The sequence below is a fragment of the Pseudomonas sp. TAA207 genome (assembly GCF_001529285.1).
In the GTDB taxonomy this organism is placed as follows: domain Bacteria; phylum Pseudomonadota; class Gammaproteobacteria; order Pseudomonadales; family Pseudomonadaceae; genus Aquipseudomonas; species Aquipseudomonas weihenstephanensis.
In genome coordinates this window covers 147,270-172,788 of sequence record NZ_LLWJ01000068.1, presented here as the reverse complement: position 1 = coordinate 172,788, position 25,519 = coordinate 147,270, and the positions used below count along the sequence as shown (strand labels likewise).

General features: G+C 56.2%; 22 protein-coding genes. 9 read left to right on the top strand and 13 right to left on the bottom strand.

From position 1 onward, the window contains the following. Positions 1 to 19 precede the first annotated feature (19 nt). The 6 genes from odhB to AP059_RS15220 all read left to right on the top strand — a co-directional run bounded on the left by odhB (position 20) and on the right by AP059_RS15220 (position 7,637). A complete protein-coding gene (gene odhB / locus AP059_RS15245) occupies positions 20 to 1,243 on the top strand; it encodes a 2-oxoglutarate dehydrogenase complex dihydrolipoyllysine-residue succinyltransferase (protein ID WP_059764215.1) in 1,224 nt (407 codons plus the stop codon). A 106-nt stretch (positions 1,244 to 1,349) separates the two neighbouring features. After that, a complete protein-coding gene (gene lpdA, locus AP059_RS15240) occupies positions 1,350 to 2,786 on the top strand; it encodes a dihydrolipoyl dehydrogenase (RefSeq protein ID WP_059764213.1) in 1,437 nt (478 codons plus the stop codon). Between the two features lie 226 nt (positions 2,787 to 3,012). After that, positions 3,013 to 4,179 (top strand): ADP-forming succinate--CoA ligase subunit beta, encoded by a 1,167-nt coding sequence (sucC, locus tag AP059_RS15235; protein ID WP_016780173.1) that lies wholly within the window; start codon positions 3,013 to 3,015, stop codon positions 4,177 to 4,179. Further along, complete coding sequence (gene sucD, locus AP059_RS15230; protein ID WP_016780174.1) at positions 4,179 to 5,060, top strand: succinate--CoA ligase subunit alpha; 882 nt, start codon at positions 4,179 to 4,181, stop codon at positions 5,058 to 5,060. The genes sucC and sucD overlap by 1 nt, the downstream gene beginning before the upstream one ends. Positions 5,061 to 5,433: 373 nt before the next feature. Next, positions 5,434 to 6,747, top strand: a complete 1,314-nt coding sequence (gene brnQ / locus AP059_RS15225) for a branched-chain amino acid transport system II carrier protein (protein ID WP_059764211.1) — start codon at positions 5,434 to 5,436, stop codon at positions 6,745 to 6,747. Between the two features lie 149 nt (positions 6,748 to 6,896). Beyond that, positions 6,897 to 7,637 (top strand): DUF599 domain-containing protein, encoded by a 741-nt coding sequence (locus AP059_RS15220; RefSeq protein ID WP_059764208.1) that lies wholly within the window; start codon positions 6,897 to 6,899, stop codon positions 7,635 to 7,637. Positions 7,638 to 7,700: 63 nt separating this feature from the next. Here AP059_RS15220 and AP059_RS15215 read toward each other — a convergent pair whose 3' ends face one another. Next, a complete protein-coding gene (locus AP059_RS15215) occupies positions 7,701 to 7,970 on the bottom strand; it encodes a hypothetical protein (RefSeq protein ID WP_048365279.1) in 270 nt (89 codons plus the stop codon). Between the two features lie 335 nt (positions 7,971 to 8,305). Between AP059_RS15215 and htpG the strand changes: the two genes are divergently transcribed. Further along, positions 8,306 to 10,210 carry a molecular chaperone HtpG gene (htpG, locus tag AP059_RS15210; RefSeq protein WP_059764206.1) on the top strand — a complete coding sequence of 635 codons (1,905 nt, stop codon included), beginning with the start codon at positions 8,306 to 8,308 and terminating at the stop codon, positions 10,208 to 10,210. A 59-nt stretch (positions 10,211 to 10,269) separates the two neighbouring features. Next, positions 10,270 to 10,998 carry a dienelactone hydrolase family protein gene (locus tag AP059_RS15205; RefSeq protein ID WP_059764203.1) on the top strand — a complete coding sequence of 243 codons (729 nt, stop codon included), beginning with the start codon at positions 10,270 to 10,272 and terminating at the stop codon, positions 10,996 to 10,998. A gap of 104 nt (positions 10,999 to 11,102) precedes the next feature. Here AP059_RS15205 and trhP read toward each other — a convergent pair whose 3' ends face one another. Continuing rightward, positions 11,103 to 12,455, bottom strand: coding sequence for a prephenate-dependent tRNA uridine(34) hydroxylase TrhP (gene trhP, locus AP059_RS15200; protein WP_048365282.1), 1,353 nt, complete (start codon positions 12,453 to 12,455; stop codon positions 11,103 to 11,105). Between the two features lie 161 nt (positions 12,456 to 12,616). Here trhP and AP059_RS15195 point away from each other — a divergent pair, with 161 nt between their 5' ends. Then, positions 12,617 to 13,699 (top strand): AI-2E family transporter, encoded by a 1,083-nt coding sequence (locus AP059_RS15195; protein WP_059764201.1) that lies wholly within the window; start codon positions 12,617 to 12,619, stop codon positions 13,697 to 13,699. Here the strand turns inward: AP059_RS15195 and AP059_RS15190 are convergent. The 11 genes from AP059_RS15190 to nuoI form a co-directional block, all read right to left on the bottom strand. Next, complete coding sequence (locus AP059_RS15190) at positions 13,696 to 15,795, bottom strand: TonB-dependent receptor family protein (RefSeq protein ID WP_059764199.1); 2,100 nt, start codon at positions 15,793 to 15,795, stop codon at positions 13,696 to 13,698. The two genes, AP059_RS15195 and AP059_RS15190, sit on opposite strands and share 4 nt — an antisense overlap. Before the next feature lie 88 nt (positions 15,796 to 15,883). Further along, positions 15,884 to 17,116: a YcaO-like family protein gene (locus tag AP059_RS15185; protein ID WP_059764197.1), complete on the bottom strand. Its 1,233-nt coding sequence runs from the start codon at positions 17,114 to 17,116 to the stop codon at positions 15,884 to 15,886. Between the two features lie 48 nt (positions 17,117 to 17,164). Next, positions 17,165 to 17,296 carry a hypothetical protein gene (locus AP059_RS22800; RefSeq protein ID WP_256209902.1) on the bottom strand — a complete coding sequence of 44 codons (132 nt, stop codon included), beginning with the start codon at positions 17,294 to 17,296 and terminating at the stop codon, positions 17,165 to 17,167. Positions 17,297 to 17,576: 280 nt separating this feature from the next. Beyond that, the gene (locus AP059_RS15180) at positions 17,577 to 18,536 is read right to left on the bottom strand and encodes a class I SAM-dependent methyltransferase (protein ID WP_059764196.1); all 960 of its coding nucleotides are present in this window, start codon (positions 18,534 to 18,536) and stop codon (positions 17,577 to 17,579) included. 65 nt (positions 18,537 to 18,601) lie between these two features. Beyond that, positions 18,602 to 18,736, bottom strand: a complete 135-nt coding sequence (locus AP059_RS22795) for a hypothetical protein (RefSeq protein WP_256209900.1) — start codon at positions 18,734 to 18,736, stop codon at positions 18,602 to 18,604. Between the two features lie 505 nt (positions 18,737 to 19,241). Beyond that, entirely contained in the window at positions 19,242 to 20,711 is a 1,470-nt protein-coding gene (gene nuoN, locus AP059_RS15175; protein ID WP_048365286.1) for an NADH-quinone oxidoreductase subunit NuoN, read from the bottom strand. A 7-nt stretch (positions 20,712 to 20,718) separates the two neighbouring features. Further along, positions 20,719 to 22,251 carry an NADH-quinone oxidoreductase subunit M gene (gene nuoM / locus AP059_RS15170; RefSeq protein ID WP_048365287.1) on the bottom strand — a complete coding sequence of 511 codons (1,533 nt, stop codon included), beginning with the start codon at positions 22,249 to 22,251 and terminating at the stop codon, positions 20,719 to 20,721. Positions 22,252 to 22,289: 38 nt separating this feature from the next. Beyond that, positions 22,290 to 24,143, bottom strand: coding sequence for an NADH-quinone oxidoreductase subunit L (gene nuoL / locus AP059_RS15165; RefSeq protein WP_048365288.1), 1,854 nt, complete (start codon positions 24,141 to 24,143; stop codon positions 22,290 to 22,292). After that, positions 24,140 to 24,448, bottom strand: coding sequence for an NADH-quinone oxidoreductase subunit NuoK (gene nuoK / locus AP059_RS15160; RefSeq protein ID WP_048365289.1), 309 nt, complete (start codon positions 24,446 to 24,448; stop codon positions 24,140 to 24,142). The genes nuoL and nuoK overlap by 4 nt, the downstream gene beginning before the upstream one ends. A gap of 1 nt (position 24,449) precedes the next feature. After that, positions 24,450 to 24,953, bottom strand: a complete 504-nt coding sequence (gene nuoJ / locus AP059_RS15155; RefSeq protein ID WP_048365290.1) for an NADH-quinone oxidoreductase subunit J — start codon at positions 24,951 to 24,953, stop codon at positions 24,450 to 24,452. 9 nt (positions 24,954 to 24,962) lie between these two features. Next, positions 24,963 to 25,511, bottom strand: coding sequence for an NADH-quinone oxidoreductase subunit NuoI (gene nuoI / locus AP059_RS15150; protein WP_048365291.1), 549 nt, complete (start codon positions 25,509 to 25,511; stop codon positions 24,963 to 24,965). Between the last annotated feature and the right edge of the window lie 8 nt (positions 25,512 to 25,519).

The following is a 25,519-nucleotide window of genomic DNA, read 5'->3' as shown; positions in this document are numbered from 1 at the left end:
AATTAAAGGAACCACGAACATGGCTATCGAGATTAAAGCCCCAACTTTTCCGGAATCGGTTGCCGACGGCACCGTTGCCACTTGGCACAAGCAACCAGGCGACGCTGTAAAGCGTGACGACCTGATCGTTGATATCGAAACCGACAAGGTTGTGCTGGAAGTGCTGGCCACAGCTGATGGCGTGCTGGGCGCTATCGTCAAGAACGAAGGCGACACTGTTCTGTCCGACGAAGTGCTGGGTTCCATCGTTGAAGGCGGCGCTGCTGCTGCCGCTCCAGCCGCACCAGCCGCTGCACCGGCTGCCCAGGCTGCTGCACCTGCCGCTGACGGCGAAGACGATCCGGTTGCTGCTCCGGCTGCGCGCAAGATCGCTGAAGAAAACGGTATCAACATTGCTTCCGTTGCCGGTACTGGCAAAGGCGGTCGTGTGACCAAGGAAGACGTAGTCGCTGCTGTTGCTGCCAAAAAGGCCGCGCCTGCTGCTGCACCTGCCAAGGCCGCCGCGCCTGCCGCTGCTGCTCCGGTATTCGCTGCTGGCGACCGCGTTGAAAAACGTGTACCGATGACCCGCGTTCGCGCCACCGTGGCCAAGCGTCTGGTTGAAGCACAGTCGAACATGGCGATGCTGACCACCTTCAACGAAGTAGACATGACCGAAATCATGGCACTGCGTTCGAAGTACAAGGACCTGTTCGAGAAGTCCCACAACGGCGTACGCCTGGGCTTCATGTCGTTCTTCGTTAAAGCGGCCACCGAAGCGCTGAAACGCTTCCCGGCGGTTAACGCTTCGATCGACGGTTCCGACATCGTTTACCACGGCTTCGCCGACATCGGTGTGGCTGTTTCCAGCGACCGTGGTCTGGTGGTTCCGGTTCTGCGTAACGCAGAACTGATGAGCCTGGCTGAAATCGAAGGCGGCATTGCCGCTTACGGCAAGAAAGCCCGTGACGGCAAACTGTCGATCGACGAAATGACCGGCGGTACGTTCACGATCACCAACGGTGGTACTTTCGGTTCGATGATGTCGACCCCGATCGTCAACCCGCCGCAGGCTGCGATCTTGGGCATGCACAACATTCTTCAGCGCCCAATGGCAATCAACGGTCAGGTCGTTATCCGTCCGATGATGTATTTGGCTTTGTCTTACGATCACCGTTTGATCGATGGCAAAGAAGCTGTAAGTTTCCTGGTAGCAATCAAAAACCTGCTGGAAGATCCAGCGCGTCTGCTGCTGGATATCTGATAGAAGCAGCCCTGCGCTGCAAGTCTGGAGCCTTCAGTCGTTCGCGACCGGGTTCTGACTTGCAGCGGTCGGCTTGAAGCGTGTCGCTAAAAGAGGATTCTTTTACATGTCTCAGAAATTTGACGTTGTAGTGATTGGTGCGGGCCCTGGCGGCTACGTTGCAGCCATCAAGGCCGCGCAACTGGGCCTTTCGACTGCATGCATCGAAAAATACACCGACAAGGAAGGCAAACTGGCGCTGGGCGGTACTTGCCTGAACGTTGGCTGCATTCCATCCAAGGCGCTGCTGGACAGCTCCTGGAAGTATCACGAAGCTAAAGATGCGTTCGCCATTCACGGTATCACCACCGGTGATGTGAACATGGACGTGCCAGCGATGGTCGGCCGCAAAGCCAACATCGTTAAAGGTCTGACTTCCGGCGTTGCAACCCTGTTCAAGGCGAACGGCGTTACTTCCCTGCAAGGCCACGGCAAACTGCTGGCCGGCAAGCGTGTAGAGCTGACCAAGCCAGACGGCAGCGTAGAAATCATCGAAGCCGAGAACGTGATTCTGGCCTCGGGTTCGCGTCCGATCGACATTCCGCCAGCACCTGTTGACAACAACGTCATCGTTGATTCGACTGGCGCACTGGAATTCCAGTCGGTGCCTAAGCGTCTGGGCGTGATCGGCGCGGGTGTTATCGGTCTGGAGCTGGGTTCGGTATGGTCCCGTCTGGGCGCCGAAGTGACTGTTCTGGAAGCGTTGGACACGTTCCTGATGGCAGCTGATGCTGCTGTGTCCAAAGAAGCCTACAAAACCCTGACCAAACAAGGTCTGGACATCAAGCTGGGCGCTCGCGTAACCGGTTCCAAGGTTAACGGCGACGAAGTCGTTGTGACCTACACCGATGCCAACGGCGAACAGACCATCACCTTCGACAAGCTGATCGTAGCGGTAGGTCGCCGTCCGGTGACCACTGAACTGCTGGCAGCTGACAGCGGTGTGACCATCGATGAGCGCGGTTTCGTGTTTGTTGACGATCATTGCGCCACCAGCGTTCCGGGCGTATTCGCCATCGGTGACGTGGTACGCGGCATGATGCTGGCTCACAAAGCGTCCGAAGAAGGCATCATGGTGGTTGAGCGCATCAAAGGTCACAAGACCGAGATGAACTACGACCTGATTCCATCGGTTATTTACACTCACCCGGAGATCGCGTGGGTCGGTAAAACCGAACAGGCCTTGAAAGCTGAAGGCGTTGAAGTTAACGTCGGCACCTTCCCGTTCGCAGCCAGTGGCCGTGCCATGGCAGCAAACGACACCGGTGGCTTTGTAAAAGTCATTGCTGATGCCAAAACTGACCGCGTACTGGGTGTCCACGTGATTGGCCCGAGCGCAGCAGAGCTGGTACAGCAGGGCGCAATCGGTATGGAATTCGGCACCAGTGCCGAGGATCTGGGCATGATGGTTTTCTCCCATCCAACCCTGTCCGAAGCGTTGCACGAAGCAGCGCTGGCAGTGAATGGCGGCGCCATCCACATTGCCAACCGTAAGAAACGTTAAGACCAGACAATAAGAAACCACGGCGGTTTGCCCGTCGTGAGCCTTGCTTGCAAGCCTCACCGCGGAACTTCCGCCGGACGCAGTCTTGTCTTTTGTCAAACAGGCCCGGCCCTGCTTTCGCGGGTGCCGGGGGTGTTGAAACAGCACAAGCAGCAGTCACAGGTGGTGCGGCACTAATAAAAGTGCAGCGCCGAATGCGCAGTACCTAACGAAGACGGTAAAAAGCATGAATCTTCACGAGTATCAGGGTAAGCAGCTGTTCGCTGAATACGGCCTGCCAGTATCCAAGGGTTATGCAGTAGACACCCCGGAAGCGGCCGCAGAAGCTTGCGACAAAATCGGCGGGACCGAATGGGTTGTAAAAGCTCAGGTTCACGCAGGTGGTCGCGGTAAAGCGGGCGGCGTAAAGCTGGTTCGCAGCAAAGAAGACGCTAAAGCGTTTGCACAACAGTGGTTGGGCAAGCGTCTGGTGACTTACCAGACTGATGCCAATGGTCAGCCGGTCACCAAGATCCTGGTTGAATCGTGCACTGATATCGCTAAAGAGCTGTACCTGGGCGCTGTCGTTGACCGTTCGAGCCGTCGTATCGTGTTCATGGCGTCCACCGAAGGTGGCGTGGACATCGAGAAAATCGCTCACGACACTCCAGAAAAAATTCTGAAAGCCACTATCGACCCACTGGTTGGCGCTCAGCCATTCCAGGGTCGCGAGCTGGCTTTCCAGCTGGGTCTGGAAGGCAAGCAAGTTGCTCAGTTTGCCAAGATCTTCGTAGGCCTGGCCAAGCTGTTCAAGGATCACGATCTGGCGCTGCTGGAAGTGAACCCGCTGGTTATCAAGACTGACGGCGACCTGCACTGCCTCGATGCGAAAATCAACATCGACGCAAACGCCATGTACCGTCAGCCCAAGCTGAAAACTTTCCACGATCCGTCGCAAGACGATCCGCGCGAAGCGCACGCTGCCAAGTTCGAACTGAACTACGTAGCGCTGGAAGGCAACATCGGCTGCATGGTTAACGGCGCTGGTCTGGCCATGGGCACCATGGACATCGTTAACCTGCATGGCGGCAAGCCAGCCAACTTCCTCGACGTTGGCGGCGGTGCTACCAAAGAACGCGTTACCGAAGCGTTCAAAATCATTCTGTCCGACAGCAATGTCGCCGCAGTACTGGTTAACATCTTCGGCGGCATCGTTCGTTGCGACATGATTGCCGAAGGCATCATCGGTGCAGTGAAAGAAGTCGGTGTGAAAATCCCGGTAGTTGTGCGCCTTGAAGGCAACAACGCTGATCTGGGCGCTAAAGTACTGGCAGAAAGCGGTTTGAACATCATCGCTGCTACCAGCTTGACCGACGCTGCTCAACAAGTTGTTAAAGCTGCGGAGGGCAAGTAATGAGCGTCCTGATCAATAAAGACACCAAAGTTATCTGCCAGGGCATCACTGGTTCGCAGGGCAGCTTCCACACCCAGCAAGCCATCGAATACGGCACCAAGATGGTCGGTGGCGTTACTCCGGGTAAAGGCGGCACCACTCACCTGGACCTGCCGGTTTTCAACACCGTGAAAGAAGCTGTAGCTGCCACTGGCGCAACCGCCAGCGTTATCTACGTACCGGCTCCTTTCTGCAAGGATTCCATCCTTGAAGCAGCATTCGGCGGCATCAAGCTGATCGTTTGCATCACCGAAGGCATTCCTACCCTGGACATGCTGGACGCTAAAGTTAAGTGCGACGAACTGGGTGTTACCCTGATCGGCCCTAACTGCCCAGGCGTTATCACCCCAGGCGAATGCAAGATCGGCATCATGCCAGGTCACATTCACTTGCCAGGCAAAGTAGGCATCGTGTCGCGTTCCGGCACCCTGACTTACGAAGCTGTCAAGCAAACTACTGACGCCGGTTTCGGTCAGTCGACTTGCGTAGGCATCGGTGGTGACCCGATCCCGGGTTCCAACTTCATCGACATCCTGAAGTTGTTCCAGGAAGACCCGAAGACCGAAGCGATCGTCATGATCGGTGAGATCGGCGGTTCGGCTGAAGAAGAAGCGGCTGCCTACATCAAGGCAAACGTGACCAAGCCGGTTGTTTCCTACATCGCTGGTGTGACTGCCCCTGCGGGCAAGCGCATGGGTCATGCGGGCGCAATCATCTCTGGCGGCAAGGGCACAGCAGACGAGAAGTTTGCTGCCCTGGAAGACGCAGGCGTTAAAACCGTGCGTTCGCTGGCAGACATCGGCAAGGCTCTGTCCGAGCTGACTGGCTGGGCAATCAAGTAAGCCTCTCGCTTAACTGATCGCTACACCAGGCAAAGGCCACCTTCGGGTGGCCTTTGTGCGTTTACAGATACCCTAAACTCGGCAGCTCCCAGGTGGTAGTTGCGTAGGAAAACAAGAGTTCGCGGCATGGAAATCACACCGAACCAAATTTAGATGTCATTCAGGCGACAACTGCGTGCGTTCATCGGACAGAACGCCCTGCAACAGTGCGTTACAGGAAAAAACTCGGTAATCTGGCAGCCAAATCTGCGTACGCATCCCACAAGGAAGCCGCGCGCTAGACGGGTTGGACTTATACAGTTCGACAGCATTTCCCACATCCGCACGGGAAATTCCCCTCTAAATTCCGATTCAGTAGTGTGGTATTTCCGTAATGAAAGTATTGAAAGGCCAGGACATCCTGGCACTTGGGTTTATGACATTTGCCCTGTTCGTTGGGGCTGGCAACATCATTTTCCCGCCGATCGTTGGCCTGCAAGCCGGACCTAACGTCTGGATCGCTGCATTGGGCTTTCTGCTCACCGCGGTAGGCCTGCCGGTCATCACCGTTGTTGCCCTGGCCAAAGTCGGGGGTGGCATGGATGCACTGAGCAGCCCGATTGGTAAAATTGCTGGCGGTTTGCTAGCCGCTGTCGCGTACCTGGCGGTGGGGCCGTTGTTTGCCACGCCACGTACCGCCACGGTCTCGTTTGAGGTCGGCCTTGCGCCGTTGACCGGTGAAAGCCCGCTGGCGTTGTTTTTGTACAGCTCGGTGTACTTCCTGATCGTGTTCTTTGTGTCGCTGTACCCAGGCCGCCTGCTTGATACCGTGGGCCGTTTTCTGGCACCCCTGAAAATCATCGCGCTGGCGATTCTCGGTATTGCCGCTTTCGCTTTGCCCGCTGGTGACATTGGCGTGGCAACCCCGGAATACGTAGCGGCGCCGTTCTCTCAAGGGTTCATCAATGGCTATCTGACCATGGACACCTTGGGCGCTTTGGTATTCGGCATCGTGATTGTTAACGCGATCCGTTCCCGTGGGGTTGAGTCACCCAAGCTGATCACCCGTTACGCCATCATTGCGGGCCTGATCGCAGGTGTGGGTCTGGCACTGGTTTATGTCAGCCTTTTCCGCCTCGGTGCTGGCAGTCACGAAGTGGCCGCGGGTGCAACCAATGGCGCGGCCGTTCTGCACGCGTATGTTCAACATACCTTTGGCTCGCTGGGCAGCGGTTTCCTGGCCGTACTGATTGCCTTGGCCTGTCTGGTAACAGCGGTCGGCCTGACCTGCGCGTGCGCTGAATATTTCAGCACCGTGCTGCCGCTTTCGTACAAGACGCTGGTGGTGATTCTGGCCGTGTTCTCACTGGGTGTGTCCAACCTGGGGTTGACGCAGTTGATCGCGTTCTCGATTCCGTTGCTGACCGCTATCTACCCGCCGTGCATCGTGCTGGTTGCGTTGAGCTTCTGCAAAGGACTGTGGCATGCACAGGCGCGGATTGTGGGCCCGGTGATGCTGGTGTCATTCATCTTCGGCTCGATTGATGCGCTCAAGGGCGCTGGCCTGGCTGACTGGATTCCGACCCGCCTGGCCAATATGCCTTTCAGCGAACAGGGTCTGGCGTGGCTTGTGCCGTCGCTGGTGGTTTTGCTCGGTGCATTCATTTGCGATCGCATGCTGGGTAAGCCTCAACAAGCGTTGGCTTAAGTGTTCAGCAAGCCAAAAGCTTGCACTGAATAAACAAAAATGCCCTGTATCAATTAGATACAGGGCATTTTTTATGGGCGTGTCTTTTTGCTGGGCAAAGCGTCGAACTCAGGTGCATAACGTTCACCTCACGCGCTTCGGGATATCCCATGTCGTTCATACAGTCCAATTTGATTCATCTGCTGGCGGCTTTATGGTTTGTGGTGTGTTGGGGCGGCTACACCCGCTACGCGACCTTCAAAGCCCGGGACACCGCCTGCCTGGCCAGTGTGTTGCACCTGTACCGCAAAGACTGGATGCGCCGCATGCTGTTGCGGGACAACCGTATCGCCGATGCCAGCGTGATTGGCAATCTGGAGCGCAACGCATCGTTTTTTGCCTCCAGCACGTTGATTATTCTGGCGGGTATTTTGACAGTACTGGGCGCCTCGGAGCGCGCTGTGTCATTGCTGGCCGATATTCCGATGGTGCAGCAAGCCTCGCAGGGTATGTCAGAGATCAAGTTGCTGTGCCTGGCGCTGGTGTTCGTGTACGCCTTCTTCACGTTCAGTTGGTGCATGCGCCAATACAACTTTGCCGCGATTCTGATCGGCTCGGCACCGATGATCGGTGAGCGCGATGTGACGGAGCAAGAACGCAAGGCATTTGCGCTACGCGCCGCCAAAGTGATTTCGATGGCCGCTAACCAGTTCAACTTTGGGCTGCGCGCCTACTATTTCGGCATGACCATGCTGGCCTGGTTTGTCAGCCCCTGGTTATTTATGTTGATGAGTGCAGGGGTCGTTGTGGTGTTGTATCGCCGCGAGTTTCATTCCGACGTACTGAGTGTGATGTTCTATACCCCGACTGAAGGGCCTGCGCCTGAATCCGCCAAGGATTCTGCCCTCTGAGCAAACAGCAGGCAAAGTAAAGCCCGCGCGAAGCGGGCTTTCTTTTGCAGCCAGGTAAATGAATTACTTGGTAGCAGGTGCGGCTTCTGGAGCAGCCGGTGCAACTGGAGCTGCTTCTTCAGCAGCTGCTTTGTTCGACTCAGCCTGATCTTTAGCGGCTTCAGCGTTTTCTTTTGCAGCTTCGTTCACTTTGTCTTGTGCTTCATTCATTTTTTCTTGAGCTTGCTCAGCGTGCTGAGTAGCGTCTTGTGCTTTGTCTTCGGATTTTTTGTCGCAAGCAGCGAGACCGAGGGAAGCAGCCAACATCAAAGCAACAGCGAAAGTCTTACGCATGGGGTGTTTCTCCTTATTGAGTATATCTACCGGCCGTTTGAGCACAGGCCAATAGCTTAAGTTCCTTGGGCGTGCAGATATATAAGTGCATGCCGCGCGCGGATTCTACGCAGTCCCTGGCTGCCAAGCCAAGCAGATTAATAAATGACCTGATGCCTACCCCGGATGCCTTGTTTAGAGCGTGTCGAGCCAGTGGTTCAACATTCTGTAAAAGGTAGCGGTGGGTTGTTTTGAGCTGTGGCCTTGAATTTTCACCGTCAGCCCCAACTTTTATGACATCCCGCCGCCAACCCTCTAGGGCGTGGCACATGCCATCTAATTGGAGCTTTATAACAATGAGCGTGGACACTCAAAAAGAAACCCTGGGTTTTCAGACCGAGGTTAAACAACTGCTGCACCTCATGATCCATTCGCTGTACTCCAACAAGGAAATCTTCCTTCGCGAATTGATCTCGAACGCTTCCGACGCGGTCGACAAATTACGCTTTGAAGCGCTGTCCAAGCCAGAACTGCTGGAAGGCGGCGATGAACTCAAGATCCGTGTGAGCTTCGACAAAGATGCCAACACCGTCACCCTTGAGGACAACGGTATCGGCATGAACCGTGATGACGTGATTGCCCACTTGGGTACGATTGCGAAATCCGGCACGGCCGACTTCATGAAAAACCTCTCGAGCGATCAGAAGAAAGACTCGCACCTGATCGGTCAATTCGGTGTGGGCTTCTACTCAGCCTTTATCGTGGCGGACAAAGTGGATGTTTACAGCCGTCGTGCAGGTACACCTGCAAGCGAAGGCGTGCACTGGTCCTCCAAAGGCGAAGGCGAGTTCGAAGTCGCCAATATCGACAAGCCTGAGCGCGGCACCAAAATCGTTCTGCACCTAAAGTCGGGCGAAGAAGAGTTCGCTGACGGCTGGCGTCTGCGCAATATCATCAAAAAGTATTCCGATCACATTGCCTTGCCGATCGAGCTGCCTAAAGAGCAGACCGTGGCTGAAGGCGAAGAAGTACCTGCGCTGGAATGGGAAACCGTCAACCGCGCCAGTGCGTTGTGGACCCGTCCTCGTACTGAAGTCAAAGACGAGGAGTATCAGGAGTTCTACAAGCACATCGCCCACGACTTCGAGAACCCGCTGGCGTGGAGCCACAACAAGGTTGAAGGCAAGCTGGAATACAGCTCGCTGCTCTACGTTCCGGCCCGTGCACCGTTCGACCTGTACCAGCGTGAAGCGCCTAAAGGCCTGAAGCTGTACGTACAGCGTGTATTCGTTATGGATCAGGCTGAGTCGTTCTTGCCGCTGTACCTGCGTTTTATCAAAGGTGTCGTTGACTCCAACGACCTGTCGTTGAACGTGTCGCGTGAAATTCTGCAAAAAGACCCGATCATCGACTCCATGAAGTCCGCGTTGACCAAGCGCGTGCTCGACATGCTGGAGAAGCTGGCGAAGAACGAGCCGGAAAAATACCAGGGCTTCTGGAAAAACTTCGGTCAGGTGCTCAAAGAAGGCCCGGCTGAGGATTTCGCCAACAAAGAAAAAATCGCCGGCCTGCTGCGCTTTGCTTCGACCCACGAAGACGGTGGCGAGCAAACGGTTTCTCTGGCGCAATATCTTGAGCGTGCCAAAGAAGGCCAGGACAAGATCTACTACCTGACCGGTGAAACCTACGCTCAGGTTAAAAACAGCCCGCACTTGGAAGTCTTCCGTAAAAAAGGCATCGAAGTGCTGCTGTTGACTGACCGTATCGACGAGTGGCTGATGAGCTACCTCAGCGATTTTGATGGCAAGTCGTTTGTAGACGTGGCCCGTGGCGATCTTGATCTGGGTAACCTGGACTCGGAAGAAGACAAGAAAGCCGCAGAAGAAGTCGCCAAGGCTAAAGAAGGTCTGGTTGAGCGGATCAAAGCTGCACTGGGCGAAAGCGTCAGTGAAGTACGCGTCTCGCACCGTCTGACTGACTCTCCAGCCATTTTGGCCATCGGCGAGCAGGACCTTGGCCTGCAAATGCGCCAAATCCTGGAAGCCAGTGGCCAAAAAGTGCCGGACTCCAAACCGATTTTTGAATTCAACCCGGCACACCCGCTGATTGAAAAACTGGATACGGAGCAGAGCGAAGAGCGTTTTGGCGACCTGTCGCACATCCTCTTCGACCAGGCGGCACTGGCAGCCGGTGACAGCTTGAAAGATCCGGCGGCTTATGTCCGTCGTCTAAATAAGTTGTTAGTTGAGTTGTCAGCGTAAGACGTCTATAAAAAACCCGCTTCGGCGGGTTTTTTTTGTTTCGCATTCAGGAGTTTTCGATGGAATCAATAACGCTGCAACCGGTGGTCTATCAAATTGATGGCCAACCCTACGAAGGCCTTCTTGCCTATGACTCCAGCCGCGTCGATCCGTTGCCGGGCCTGCTGATGGCACCTAACTGGATGGGCATCAGTGATGGGGCCCAAGAGATTGCCAAGTCTGTGGCCGAGCAGGGTTATGTCGTATTGATTGCCGATTTGTATGGTCAAGGCATTCGCCCCGCCAATGCAGACGAAGCGGGCGCTGCGATGATGCCGCTGAAAAATGACCGAGCTTTGCTGCGCAAGCGCATGTGGGCGGCGTATGACACGTTGCGCAATACCTCGTTCGCCCAAGTCGACAGCAGCAAACTGGCGACGTTCGGCTTCTGCTTCGGCGGCTGTTGCTCACTGGAGCTGGCACGCGGCGGGGCGCCATTGAAAGCGGCGATCTCGTTCCATGGTTCTCTGGACACGCCAAACCCGATTGACGCAAACAGCATCAAGGGATCTGTGCTGGTTCTGCACGGGGCTGCTGATCCGTTGGTGGCGAACGAACAACTGCCTGCGTTCGAGGCAGAGATGACAGCGGCGGGGGTGGACTGGCAATTGACCAGTTACGGCGGCGCAGTGCACTCCTTTACAGATCCCCACGCCAACGTACCGGGCAAGATGATGTACGACGCCAGGACGGCAAAGCGTGCCTTTATAGCGATGCACAACTTGTTGGATGAAGTGTTCCGCGACTGAGCCTCTAACTCTTTTGCGCACAGGCATCACCTACTGTCCTCTGTAGGAGCCGCCGCAGGCTGCGATTGAGTGCGCAGCGCGTCAGCACCGACAGAGGTGTTTATTCAAGCCGGGCGTTCGAGGGTCTCGGTGACGGTCAAGTCGCGCATCAGCAGGGCATAGCGCAAATCCACCTGGTCCGGAATGGGCAGGTACACCGTGTGACCATCCCCCGGCGCCACTTGAATCGGCAAGCCAGCACTGTTGTGCAATTGGTCGAGATCAAAATGGTAATTGCCGCGCGGGGTCATCAATTCCAGATGATCAGCCAGGGCGAAGCGGTTTTTGACTTTGACCTCTGCCAGACCATTGCGACGCTCTCCGGTCAGTTCCCCGACAAATTGCTGGCGATGTGACAGTGAGCTGCCATGCAGGTAATTCTGGTATTCGTCATGCACATGGCGGCGCAAGAAACCTTCGGTATACCCTCGCTGTGCCAATGATTCGAGGTCGGTCATCAGGCTGCGATCAAACTCACGTCCTGCCACCGCATCATCGATGGCCTTGCGGTACACCTGTGTCGCGCGGGCACAGTAAAAGTGCGACTTGGTGCGGCCCTCAATTTTCAGGGAGTGAACACCCATCTGCGTCAGGCGTGCGACGTGTTGCACCGCGCGTAGGTCTTTGGAGTTCATGATGTAGGTACCATGCTCGTCCTCAAAGGCAGCCATCGGCTCATCAGGGCGATTTGCCTCATGCAGCACGAATACCTCATCCGTTGGTGCGCCAATGCCCAGGGTCGGCTCTACCGGCGGTTCTACAATCTGCACCACATTGCCCAGTTCGTTCTCTGTGGCCGGTGTGGCCTCGTATTTCCAGCGGCACGCATTGGTGCAACTGCCCTGATTCGCGTCGCGCTTGTTCATGTAGCCGGACAACAGGCATCGGCCGGAGTAGGCCATGCATAGCGCGCCGTGTACGAAAATCTCCAGCTCCATATCAGGGACTTTTTGGCGAATTTCTTCGATTTCTTCCAGTGACAGTTCACGCGACAAAATGATCCGGCTCAAGCCTTGTTGGTGCCAGAACTCAACACTGGCCCAGTTCACCGTGTTGGCCTGCACAGACAAGTGAATCGGCATCTGCGGGAAGTGTTTGCGCACCAGCATGATCAGGCCCGGGTCTGACATGATCAGCGCGTCCGGCGCCATCGCGATTACCGGCTCCAGATCCTTGAGGAACGTGCGTAATTTGGCGTTGTGCGGTGCAATGTTCACGACCACATAAAAACGTTTGCCCAGGGCTTGGGCTTCTTTGATGCCAACGGCCAGATTGTCATGGTCGAATTCGTTATTGCGCACCCGCAGGCTGTAGCGCGGCTGGCCTGCGTACACGGCATCGGCGCCATAAGCGAAGGCGTAACGCATGTTTTTCAGGGTGCCGGCGGGGGCGAGGAGTTCGGGCGGTGCAAGGGACATAGTCGAGCCATTCGCAAAAGGGCGCGATGGTAGTCGAGCTCAAACGGCGCAATGTTGATCTGGATCTATGCTTTATGCAGCAAAAATGGCACTCGGCGGTATATTGGCGGACTAAGCTGCGGCTAACCGATCAATTTGCGCCTTACCGACATGGACGGCATATGAACGAAACAAGTCTGCAACGTAAAACCCTGCTGTTATTGCTGGCGCTAGTCACCCTTGCTTTTATCTGGATACTGCTGCCGTTTTATGGCGCAATTTTTTGGGCGGTTGCTCTCGGTATTTTGTTCGCGCCCTTGCAGCGCAAGTTGCTGCTCAAGCTCAGGGGGCGGCGTAATCTCGCAACATTTTCCACGTTGGGGATATGCACCGTAATCGCCATTTTGCCGGTGATTATCACCACGGCTTTACTGGTACAAGAAGTGGCCACGCTTTACAGCGATGTCCAAAGCGGCAAGATCAACGTCGCCAGCTACGTCATGCAGTTCAAGGACATTTTGCCAACGACTGTGCAGGACTGGCTGGATCGCTTTGGCCTGGGCAATATCGACGGCCTGAGCGAGAAAGTGTCCAAGGGCGCGCTGGAAGGCAGCCAGTTTTTCGCTACCCAAGTGTTCAGTTTCGGTCAGAGCACGTTCGAGTTGGTGGTGAGCTTTTTCATCATGCTCTACCTGTTGTATTTCTTTATTCGTGACGGCCAGCAAATGGTGCGCCTCATCCGCAATGCTGTGCCGTTGGCAGAGCAGCAAAAGCGCTTGTTGCAGCTTAAGTTGCGACGCGTGGTGCGGGCATCGGTCAAAGGCAATCTGGCAGTCGCCATTACTCAGGGTGCGCTGGGCGGATTGATGTTCTGGTTTCTGGGCATCCACAGCTCGCTGTTCTGGGCGGTGCTGATGATGTTCCTGTCATTGCTGCCAGCCGTTGGAGCGGGCATCGTGTGGGCGCCGGTTGCGGTGTACTTTCTGGTCACGGGCCAGATCTGGGAAGGTGTGGTGTTGGCGCTGTACGGGGTATTGGTGATCGGTATGGTCGATAACGTATTGCGCCCGATCCTGGTAGGCAAAGACACCAAGATGCCGGACTTTCTTATCCTCATTTCAACGCTGGGCGGTATGGCGATCTTCGGCCTCAACGGCTTTGTGATCGGGCCGTTGATTGCCGCGTTGTTCCTCTCCAGCTGGGGGTTGTTCAGCGGTACACGCCGTAAAGTGCGACTGCCCGCTGATATCGAGCCGGGCAATTAACGAAAGCTGTATGACACCCCGACATAAGCCCCCATGCCAACGCCTGGGGTTGAGCGCGCAGCGTCTTTGCCGTTGTCGTCATACCCTGGCGTGACCGTGGCAGCATAGCGCTGGTTAGTCAGGTTGCGCAGGTCCAGCCAGGTGCTCCAGTCTTGTTTGGGCGAGGCGTAACCCAGGCTGGCGCCAAACAGGGTGTAAGACGAGGCGTAATACGAGTTGGCGTAATCCACGGCTATGCGCGAGGCCGCTTGGGTATTTACCCCGGCATAGAAACCTCGGGGGTGGTCGTATCGCACTTCGGCCTGATAGTAGTGCTGCGCGATACCGGGCAATGAATGACTGCCAAATCGTGCATCGTCGCGGTAATGGAAATCACTGAAGGTGTAAGCCTGACGCAAAGACACCTTGCCGATCGCATCGTGCTCCCACAGCACGCTGTTCAGTCCCGCTTCGAACCCTTGGTGCACGGTCGGGCTGGCGTTGTACTCGCCGACAATGAGCGGCTCGATTTCAACCGTCAGCAATTCGTGACGCACAGCGGAGTAGTACCAGGCCAAATCCCACTGTCCGATCCAGGACTGGCCACGGGTGCCGAGTTCAAGCGTGGTTGCTGTTTGATTATTCATGGCGATGGGCGTGCTTTGACGACCGGTAGCCGGACCGCTACCACCAGGGAATCGAGCAGGCGAACTCCAGATCAATGACCACGGGTGCGGTGGCTCAACCGAGCGGCTCAGGTTGCCGTACACCTGCACGTCTGGGCTGAGCTCATAACGCAGGCCAATACGTGGCGCGTAGTCCCAATCATGCTGGCTCACTTTGCCACCGGTTTCGGGGTAGCTCACGTCGCTTTCGCGGCGGGTATAAATCAGCGCCATGCCGGTGGTCAACCACAGGTCAGGCATCAGTTCCAGATCATTGCTGACGTGCAGCACGGTGTCTGACCCTTGATAGCTGAAGTCGCGCATTTTGGTGCCGGGCGCGTAGCGGGCTGTCGCGTCACGCGGGATGCGCACATATTCCGACGCACCGCTATTGGGTAAATGCCGGGTTGTACGCCAACCGACAGTGGTTGCGCTTTGAAGCCCGAACAACGTGTCACGCCGTTTATAGTTCAACGTGCCGCTGACGTCGGTGTAGGCCACCTTCAATCGATTGGGTCCTTCGCGCAGATCCATGGGGTAGTCGTGATAAACCACCCCCGCCTCCAGTTGCGAGTCGTCATCCAGATACATCGTGGTTTTGTTGGCCAGCCAGGTGCTACCCGGTTGTGGGCGCGAGTAGTCGCCGCTGACATACGCCGGGTTGGCCGAGCGCGGGTGATGTTTGATCTGGTCTTGGGTCACACGACCTGCCAGTTCGTTATCCGTTTCGCGATAACGCAGATAGAAGCGTGTCTCAAGTTGCGGGTTGAAGCGATAGCCGATGTTGGCCGCAATGCCTTTACTGCTGCCTCGCGTGTGATCCTGATAACCGTCAGTGTCGGAATCGGTCAGCGAAACGTAGTAATCAAGGTCTCCCAGTACCTGTCCTGTGCTGATCTGGCGTTTGCGATAACCATAGCTGCCCGCTTCGTACCGTACTTGCAGCGGCGCAGCGTCGTAGCCCGTATGTGTTACGTAGTTGATGGAGCCGCCCAAGGCCAGCGAGCCGGCGCCGAATCCATTGGCGCCGCGCAGCACTTCGGCGCGGCTCAACCACAACGGTTCGAACAGTTCATAGGGAGTGCCGCCCGGGCCCGTCAGCGGCAGGCCGTCGAACATGACATAGAGGCCAGAACCGTGGGCGCCGGGCGCGCGGTTGATTGCGGAACCCCGCACCGACACTTTGGCGCCATCATTGCCCGCTGATTGAGCGTAGATACCGGGCTGGTAAGCCAATACATCAACGTTGCTTGCCGTGCGGCCGTTTTCGACACGGGTTAAATCAATCAGGTTGCTGGCGCCGGGCACTTCACGCAGTGCCGACTGCGCGGCCTCCAGGTCACTACTTTCTTCACTGCGAACTTGCACCTCGCTCAGTTCCAGCGCACTGCCATAGGAGGGGGCAGCGCAAGCAAGCGCCAAAGGTAGAAGTGAAGTAAAGGCGCAGCGCATTAACGGAGATTCCAGGTCGATTGGCGAGGGCGCGCCAGCCTATACAAGCCGAGAATCACTCGCAACTGTTAGCGCCGTACCGATGGCCTTAACCATAAAGCTCATGCAGTTGAAGACCCCGCGCTTGCGGAATGACGACATTGCCACTGGTGACGATGTAAAAACGTTCCAGCCCCGGAATGACCACATTGGCCAGTGTCGTACCCAGTGCGGTGTGGTACATGACACTGACGCCCAGCTCTTTTTGGTGACTGCGAATATCCTCGGCCAGCCTGCGAATATGTTCGGATACGGGCTGTTTGGGCTGAGGGACGGGAAGTTGCACACGGTGAGTCACGGCACGTGCCAGCAAATCGTCGGTGTCGAGTTGAAGGCAGCGCTGCAAACGTGGGAACGGTGCCAAGTGACAGTCTTGAAGGCGCAGCAGCCGCGCTACGTCCGGCTGCTGGACGGCCAGTACCATTTGCGCCAATTCTGTCAACGCGCGACTGACCGCATGTTCAGGGCATAGCGAGGTACCGGAGCCGAACAGACCCACAGGCCGGATACAGGGGACAGTGAAGGCAAGGTAGGTACGCGCTAAAAACTCACTGCTGATATCCAGCACGATGACTTGCGTGTCCAACTCCTTTTCTACATCGCTCCAGAGTTGGAACAGAGGCTCGTGGGCGGCAGGGCGGTTGAGCATGCGCAAGGGGTGGTCATGTAAATAGTAAAAGTGATGAAGCAGAAACAGCGAGAGGGCGTCGCGCTCCAGGCATTCATTGATGGCATGCAGGACCGCTTCGTTCCAGGTCGCACCAATGGCGATGCCGCTGTTGCAGCAATAGCGTTTCAAGCTGGCATAGTTGAATGTATCGCCGTTGACGGGGGCCTCTGAGTAGCCTGGCAGGCTTAAGGCGAGCGGGTAGCAAAAACTGTGGTCATCCAATGGGCTGGTATAGCGGCGGCAGGCAAGCGTTGAGTCCTGATCTTGGTAAATAACATCCAGAACGCTGTCATCGGTTAAATAATCACGGCGGCTGAAGTGGTGTGCAGGTATTAGCTCTATCGGTGCTTGCTTGCCATGGAACTCGGTCAAGTAGTGCTCCAGGGCCTCGAAGTACGCCCCTGTGCAGGCGGCTTCTTTGTAACCCTTGCCCGAGCCGCCGGTTTGGCGGCTCGCGTCTGAAGAACTCAAGAGCACACGAGCATTGACGACCGTGTTGCCCGCGACGTGCAGTGTGCTGGAAAGGCCGAGGCTGGCCAGTTCTTGATGAATACGAACATGAGCATCAAACAATGAAAGTTCACGTTCATCAGGGGGCGAGAGTGCGCTCATGGAAGTCTCCGGTGAAGAAGGGCGTTTGCAACACCCTTCTTGCAGTAATTACACAGCCTCGAGTTCCGACTTTTCAGCGTCGGTAAGTTCGAGAGGTTCAAAAGAGGGCAGGCCTGTTTCAGTGTCGGCGGTATCTTGCTCTTTCAGTTTTTGTGCGTTCAGTGCCATGTAATAACCCATGTTATTAACCTCGTGGAATTGTCGGACTCAGGTGAGTTTGCGTGTGTCAGTAATGTCACGCGCAGGGCGAATGTAGGTAAGCACTTCTGGGTTGTCAAATGCGAGTTAAAGGTTAATAAGCGATGGGTAATATTCTGTTCAGTGTTCGTGTGTTGTCGTGAGTGTTGCCCTCTGTGTGTTTAAAGTCAGGTGTGTAATCAGGGTATTTTCTGAGGTGGGTGCTGCAAAAAAGTGCAGTGCTTATTGGTAAGTGTTGGGTGTGTTTAATGGGGTGAAGGCGTTAGTTGTGCATGCCTGGCTTTTTCATTACATAGAACTCAAACAGTTCTGTGTGGCCAGGGCGCGCAGCTAAAGACGATATCAGGCGTAACCCTAAAGCTTGAGCCCTATTACGTACATTGATCAGGACCGGTGTATGGCCAAATACAATGAGCATGGCACCAGGTTTGAGCGTGTTGACCATATGTTTAAACACGCAGTGGGCGTCATCTCGGTGAATAACTTCTGCATTCAAAAAACGCAGGATCAACACATCACACAGGCTTGCGAGTTGCGTCAGGCCAGCGTCCATGTGTTTGAAGACCAGCGCAGGAAACCGGTTGCGCGCGTGCTCAATCATGGTTGCCGACTGATCGGAGCCAATGCAGTGTGCTTCAGGAAAGGCTTGGGCTAAGGATCCAATGAACGTGCCGGTTGAACAGGCCGGATCGTAAATAACCATGCCGGGTTGAATCATGGTCTGTAAAAAAAAGGCGCAGTAGTCGCGAAAGTGCTGCTCGTCGTTGTCGAGTTGTCCCGCCAGTTGTGGGGTACAGGCCCATTGCTCCTGCGAGAGCGTGCACTCCTGTCCGGTGCTATCAAGTAACGGGAAAGGAAAATAAACCTCGCTGTCAGGGTGTTGAGCAGCGGCGTTAAAAAGCTCATGCCTTTGAGTGTCTTCGAGTGAAATGAAATGCACCGCCAAACCATGATCGGTATACGCCATGCTTAAAAGTTGCCCTAAAAGTTGTGAAGGCTTCAGGCAACTGGATTGATACCAGCCGCGCTCGTCTGAGTGAGTTAAAAGTTTACGTCCTGCGTAGGTCACATCATTCACGGATAAGAAGAACAGGTTGTTTAATTCGGGCCCTGGCGGTGAGTTAAAGCGCAAGGCTTTCCTCGGTGTGATGCTGATTGCCTGGAATTGACGTATGAGCGCAACTTCATTGGCCAGTAGCTTGCAATTAACCGAATCAGGCATTGTCGTCCCCTTGCCGTATGAAGGTTCGCGAAAGGGGAAAGCCACGCGCTTTCCCCTCTGGGGAGTTACTCGATGTTTAACTCGGCTTTTTCTTCTTCGCTAAGCTCTAATGCTTCAATTCGTTGTTCTTCGGTTTCAGAATGTTGAAGTTCATTGTCAGGAAGTGCCGCTCCGATGAAGCCGCGTGCCATATAGCCCATGATGAGGTGCCTTTTTATTAGAGGTAATGTAGGGAATGGTTTAAGTGACTCTTTCAAGTTGCGGGATCAATTTATGGCGGTGCAGAGAAAGTGTCAATGCAAGGGTGGGTGTGCCTGCTGAAGGATTAAGAAGTGTGTTTGCCTGTCTGCACATATTTACAAATGTTTATAGCGTTGACACGCCAAGCTATTAAACAGTGAGACGTGGGTGTTGATGTAGGCAGCCTGTGGCCAAGGCCCATTGGGGTAGGGGGTGTATACAGATAGGAAGCGCTGATACGACTGGCGGGGTTGCGGTTTTAAACGCGTGGCCTGGATCGCAAAAATAGGTGGGACAACGCAAGGCAGTTTAGTGATTTGAAGGTTTATCGATCTCTACAAAAGGATGCGTCTTGGTCGAGAGTGGGGCTGTACCCGGTGAAGCGGGTGCGTGAGCCCTGACCGTGAGCAAAAAAATACCCCGTGAAAGCCAGGCTTTCACGGGGTATGGGTCAACCACTACTGTTTAGCCCATAAGGCCCAAGGTTGCGCGTTGTACAAGTTCCAGCATCGGCTGCGGGTACACGCCCAGGAAGAACACCAGTACCGAAACCGCCAGCAGCATGACGCCGCCTGCTTTCTGCTCCCAGTTCAGCGGAGCGTCGTGGCGATGCAGTTTTGGTTCAACCAGATACAGGGTCACCATCACACGCAGGTAGTAGAACACGCCGATGGCGCTGCCCAGGATCAAGGACGCTACCAGCCACCATTGATGAGCCTCAACACCGGTCGCGATGATGTAGAACTTGCCGATAAAGCCTGCGGTCAGCGGGATGCCGGCCAGCGAGAGCATCATCACGGTCATCACCGCGGTCAGGTACGGACGGCGCCAGAACAGGCCGCGGTACTCGTACAGCGCATCGGCGTCACGGCCTTTGTACGGCGAGGACATCAGGGTGATCACACCGAATGCACCCAGGCTGGTGAGCACGTAGGTGATCAGGTACACACCGATGGCTTCCATGGCCATGCCTTTGCTCGCCACCAGGGCGATCAGCAGATAGCCGAAGTGAGCGATGGAGGAGTAACCCAGCAGGCGCTTGAGATTGTTCTGGGTCAGGGCCAGCAAGTTACCAAACAGGATCGAAGCAATCGCGATCACGGTCAGCACATCGCTCATCACTCCCGTCGTGGCCGACGGAGTGATTTGGAACAGACGCACCATTACCGCAAACACGGCCACTTTCGACGCAGTCGCCAGGAACGCAGCCACTGGAGCCGGAGCACCTTCGTACACGTCCGGCGTCCACAAGTGGAAAGGTACCAGCGACAGTTTGAATGCCAGGCCGACCAGCATCATGCCAAGACCCAACTGGGCCAAGGGCGCAGGTACGCCAGTGGCTGCCAGAGCCTGACCGATTCCGCTGAAGCTCAGGCTACCGGCTTCGGCGTAGAGCAAAGCCATACCAAACAACAGGAACGCAGAGCCGGCGGCTGACAGCACCATGTACTTGATGCCGGCTTCCAGCGAACGCTTGTTGAAGAAGGCATAAGCCACCAGACCGTAAACCGGCACCGACAGCAGCTCCAGGCCGATAAACAAACCGGCCAGATGTTGTGCGCTGACCAGAACAATACCGCCGGTCGCAGCCAGCAGCATGAGCAGGTACAGCTCTTCGCGATTGCCCGGATAACCCGTGCCGCCTTCGCCGAGGTAGGCGTGAGCCAACGTGACGCAGGCCAGCGTCGCGGCCAGAATCAGCCCGATGTAGAGATAGGCAAAGTTGTCCATCATCAACAGCGGGGTGACTGCCAGTGGCGCGACTTTCAACGCCGGGAAAATCGACAGCAGGGCCAGGTTAAGGCCCGCTACCGAGAGCAGGAAGGTTTGCGAGTGGTTGCGGCGCCACGCGATTGCCAGCATCACCACCACAACGGTGAGGCTGGTAATCAGCAGCGGAGCAAGCGCGATAAAGTGTTGGATCGTGAATTCCATAGCGCTCTTACCGGGCCGAAGCGAGTTGAGTGAAGGCGGTGCCGATCCATTGCTGCACGCCATTCATGGTGGCAGCCGAGGTATCGAGGAACGGTTGTGGGTACACGCCGATGAAAATCAGCAGTACGGCCAGACCGAGCACCATGATCAGTTCACGTGCATCCATACCGGCCAGTACAGCGTCCGATTTGGAAGGGCCGAAATAGGCGCGGTGAATCATGATCAGCGAGTAGACCGAACCAAACACCAGACCGGTCGTTGCAATCGCCGTAACCCAAGGGAAGTGTGCAAACGAGCCCATCAGAATCAGGAACTCACCGACGAAGTTACCGGTGCCCGGCAAGCCCAGCGAAGCGGCCGCGAAAAACAGGCTGATGGCCGGCAGGTAAGCGATCTTGGACCACAGCCCACCCATTTCACGCATGTCGCGGGTGTGCAGACGTTCGTACAGTTGACCGCTGAGGATAAACAGCGCGGCTGCCGAAACACCGTGGGCCAGCATCTGGATCACCGCGCCTTGAAGGGCCAGCAGGCTACCGGAGTAGATACCGATCAGTACAAAGCCCATGTGCGAAACGCTGGAGAAAGCGATCAGACGTTTGATGTCGGTTTGTGCGAAGGCCAGGAACGCACCGTAGAAAATCCCGATCAGACCCAGGGTCATGGCAATCGGCGCAAACTCGGCCGACGCATTCGGGAACAGCGGCAAGGCAAAACGCAGCAGACCATAGGCCGCGGTCTTCAACAGGATACCGGCCAGATCGACCGAGCCTGCGGTAGGCGCCTGTGCGTGAGCATCCGGCAGCCAGGAGTGGAACGGCACAACCGGCAGCTTCACGGCAAAGGCAATGAAGAAGCCGAGCATCAGGATGTACTCGGTGGTGAGCGACATCTTGGTTTTCAACAACTCGGCGTAGCTGAAGGTAATGACGCCGGTGTTGTTGAAGTTGACCAGTACCAGGCCCAGGATCGCCACCAACATGATCAGACCTGAGGCCTGAGTGAAGATGAAGAACTTGGTGGCGGCGTAGATACGGGTTTTCTTGCCGTCGGATGAACTGTGACCCCAGAGCGCAATGAGGAAGTACATCGGTACCAGCATCATTTCCCAGAAGAAGAAGAACATGAACAGGTCGATGGCGAGGAACACGCCCACCACACCGCCCAGGATCCACATCAGGTTCAGGTGGAAGAAGCCCACGTGACGCTGAATTTCTTTCCAGGAGCACAACACCGACAGTACACCGAGCAAGCCGGTGAGCAGGATCATCAGCAGCGACAGGCCATCGAGTGCCAGGTGCACACTGATGCCGAAGCGCTCGATCCAGGTGTGCTGGAACTCAAGCGCCCAGGTTGGAGCGACGCCGGGGTTGGGTGCCAGTGAATAGTTACCTTGAGACCACAGCCAAAGGCCGAGGGCAAGTTCAAGGGACATGGTCAGCAATGCAATCCAGCGGGGCAGGGTGGAGCCGAAACGCTCACCCAGCCAGCACAGGAGGCCGCCGATAAAGGGGATCAGGATTAGCCAAGGCAGAATCATGACGGGCTCAATTCCTTTCGCAAAGTCGAAGGTTCATATCAGACCGCTACCAGTACGATGGCGCCCATGACCAGTACAGCACCGGCGGCCATGGATGCAGCGTACCAACGCAGTTGACCGGTTTCGCTGCGGCTCAGGGCGTTATGCCCGGCCTTGGCCATCTTCGGGATCAAACCAATGGTCTGGTCCAGAGGATCTTTGGCCAGCAAGCGGCAGATCAACAGGTACGGTTTGACGAACAGTTTGTCGTACAGCCAGTCGAAGCCCCATGCAGCGAACCACCAGGCAGACAGGAAGCGACCGATGCCGCTGTTGGCGACGGCGGTGACAAAGCTACGCTTGCCCAAGTACAGCAGGGCGGCGAGCAGGATACCGGCCAGGGCAATGGCACCCGAGGCGATTTCGAGGCTGTGCTTGGCTTCACCGCCCGCATGGCCAACGCTTTGTGGCAGAACACCGGCCAGTGGCGGGGTGATCATGGCGCCGATGAAAGTCGACAGTACGATCAACACGCTCAATGGCAGCCAGTAGGTCACGCCGTGGCCTGCGTGAGCTTGGGTCTTGGCTTCGCCGTGGAAGGTGACGAAGATCAGGCGGAAGGTGTACAGCGAGGTCATGAACGCACCCACCAGACCGGCATACAGCAGCTCGTTGTTACCGCTGGCGAAGGCTTCCCAAAGAATTTCGTCCTTGGAGTAGAAGCCGGCCGTCAGCAATGGCAAGGCAGACAGCGCCGCGCCACCGACGATAAAGCTGGCGTAGGCCAGTGGCAGTTTTTTCCACAGGCCGCCCATCTTGAAGATGTTCTGCTCGTGATGGCAGGCAACGATCACTGCGCCGGAGGCAAGGAACAGCAGGGCCTTGAAGAAGGCATGGGTCATCAGGTGGAAGATCGCGCCGTCCCAGGCACCCACGCCCAGCGCCAGGAACATGTAGCCGATCTGGCTCATGGTCGAGTAGGCGAGGATACGTTTGATGTCGGTTTGCACCAGTGCCGCAAAACCTGCCAGCACCAGGGTCACACCGCCGACAATGCCCACCAGGTGCAGCACATCAGGCGCCAGCGTGAACAGGCCGTGGGTACGGGCAATCAGGTAAACACCGGCCGTAACCATGGTTGCAGCGTGGATCAGTGCCGACACCGGCGTCGGGCCAGCCATTGCGTCTGCCAACCAGGTTTGCAGGGGCAGTTGCGCCGATTTACCGACCGCGCCGCCCAGCAGCATCAGGGTCGCAAGAACGATCCAGAAATCACCGGCCTTGAACTTGATCGGGGCCTGAACCAGCAGCTCTTGAATGTTCAATGTGCCCAGTTGCTGGAACAGGATGAACAGGCCGATGGCCAGAAACACGTCGCCGATACGGGTCACGATAAAGGCTTTGAGTGCGGCGTTACCGTTGTTGCGGTTGCTGTAGTAGAAACCGATCAACAGGTACGAACACAGGCCCACGCCTTCCCAGCCGAAGTACACGAACAACAGGTTATCGGCCAGGATCAGGAACAGCATGCTGGCAATAAACAGGTTGGTGTAGGAGAAGAAGCGCGAGTAGCCGTCTTCTCCGCGCATGTACCACGAAGCGAAGACGTGGATCAGAAAGCCTACACCGACGACAACGCCGAGCATGGTGACTGACAAACCGTCCAGGTGCAGGGCGAAGTTGGCCTTGAAATCACCGGCCGCCATCCACTGCCACAGCACTTGCGTGTACTGACCGCCTTCAGGCGGCGCCACGTTGAATTGCCAGATCACATACGCGGCCACGATGGCTGACAGGCCAATGGAGCCGACGCCGATCAGGGCCGAGAGGTTTTCGCTGAAGCGTCCACGGGAGAACGACAACAGCAAAAAGCCGATCAGGGGGAATACGAAAGTCAGAAAGAGAAGGTTCATCCGCGCATCTCACTGGCAGCATCGATATCAAGCGTGTGGAAGCGGCGATACAGTTGCAGCAGGATCGCCAGGCCAATACTGGCCTCGGCCGCTGCCAGGGTGATCACCAGGATGAACATCACTTGCCCATCCGGCTGCGCCCAACGTGCACCCGCCACAATGAACGCCAGTGCAGCGGCGTTCATCATGATTTCCAGACTCATCAACACGAAGAGAATATTACGGCGAACCATCAGTCCAACCAGACCGAGGCAGAACAGGATGCCCGCGACTGCGAGACCATGTTCGAGAGGTATTGATGGCATGTTATTGCTCCTTCGCCTCAGTGCGGCCCAAGTGGAACGCCGTCACGGCTGCGGCAAGCAACAGCATCGAGGCGAGTTCGACCACTAGCAGATACGGGCCGAACAGGCTGACGCCCACGGCTTTTGCATCGATGGTGGTTTGACCGATTGCGGCACCGCTCGACTGGGCGAACAGCACGTACAGCAGTTCGGCCAGCAGGATGGCGGACAGAATGCTCGGTCCGACCCAGATACCGGGCTTGAGCCAATGGCGCTCCTGAGTCACCGAGGCCGGGCCTTGGTTGAGCATCATCACCACAAACACGAACAGCACCATGATGGCACCGGCGTAGGCGATCACTTCGAGCACACCGGCAAAGGGTGCACCGAGGCTGAAGAATGTCATCGCCACGGCAATCAGCGAAATAATCAGGTAGAGCAGGGCGTGCACAGGGTTGGTGTTGGTGATCACGCGTAGCGTGGACACGACAGCGACACCCGATGCGAAATAGAAAGCGAATTCCATCGTTCTTCCTTAAGGCAGCAAGCTCTTCACGTTGATCGGTTCGGCTTCGTTCTGAGCAGCACCTTTCGGTTTGCCCTCAACGGCCATGCCCGCAACACGATAGAAGTTGTAATCAGGGTTCTTGCCCGGCCCTGCGATCAGCAGATCTTCTTTTTCGTACACCAGATCCTGGCGTTTGAACTCGGCCATCTCGAAATCCGGTGTCAACTGGATCGCGGTGGTCGGGCAGGCTTCCTCACACAGGCCGCAAAAAATGCAGCGTGAGAAGTTGATGCGGAAAAACTCCGGGTACCAACGGCCGTCTTCGGTTTCGGCTTTTTGCAGCGAGATGCAGCCCACCGGGCACGCGACTGCGCACAGGTTACAGGCTACACAGCGCTCTTCGCCGTCCGGGTCGCGGGTCAGGACAATACGGCCACGGTAGCGCGGTGGCAGATAGACCGGCTCTTCGGGGTATTGCAGCGTGTCACGCTTGCGGAAGGCATGGCCAAACACCATCACCAAGCTGCGAAGCTGGGTGTAGGTGCCATGCACGATGTCAAACAGATACTTGAACATGGGTCTCT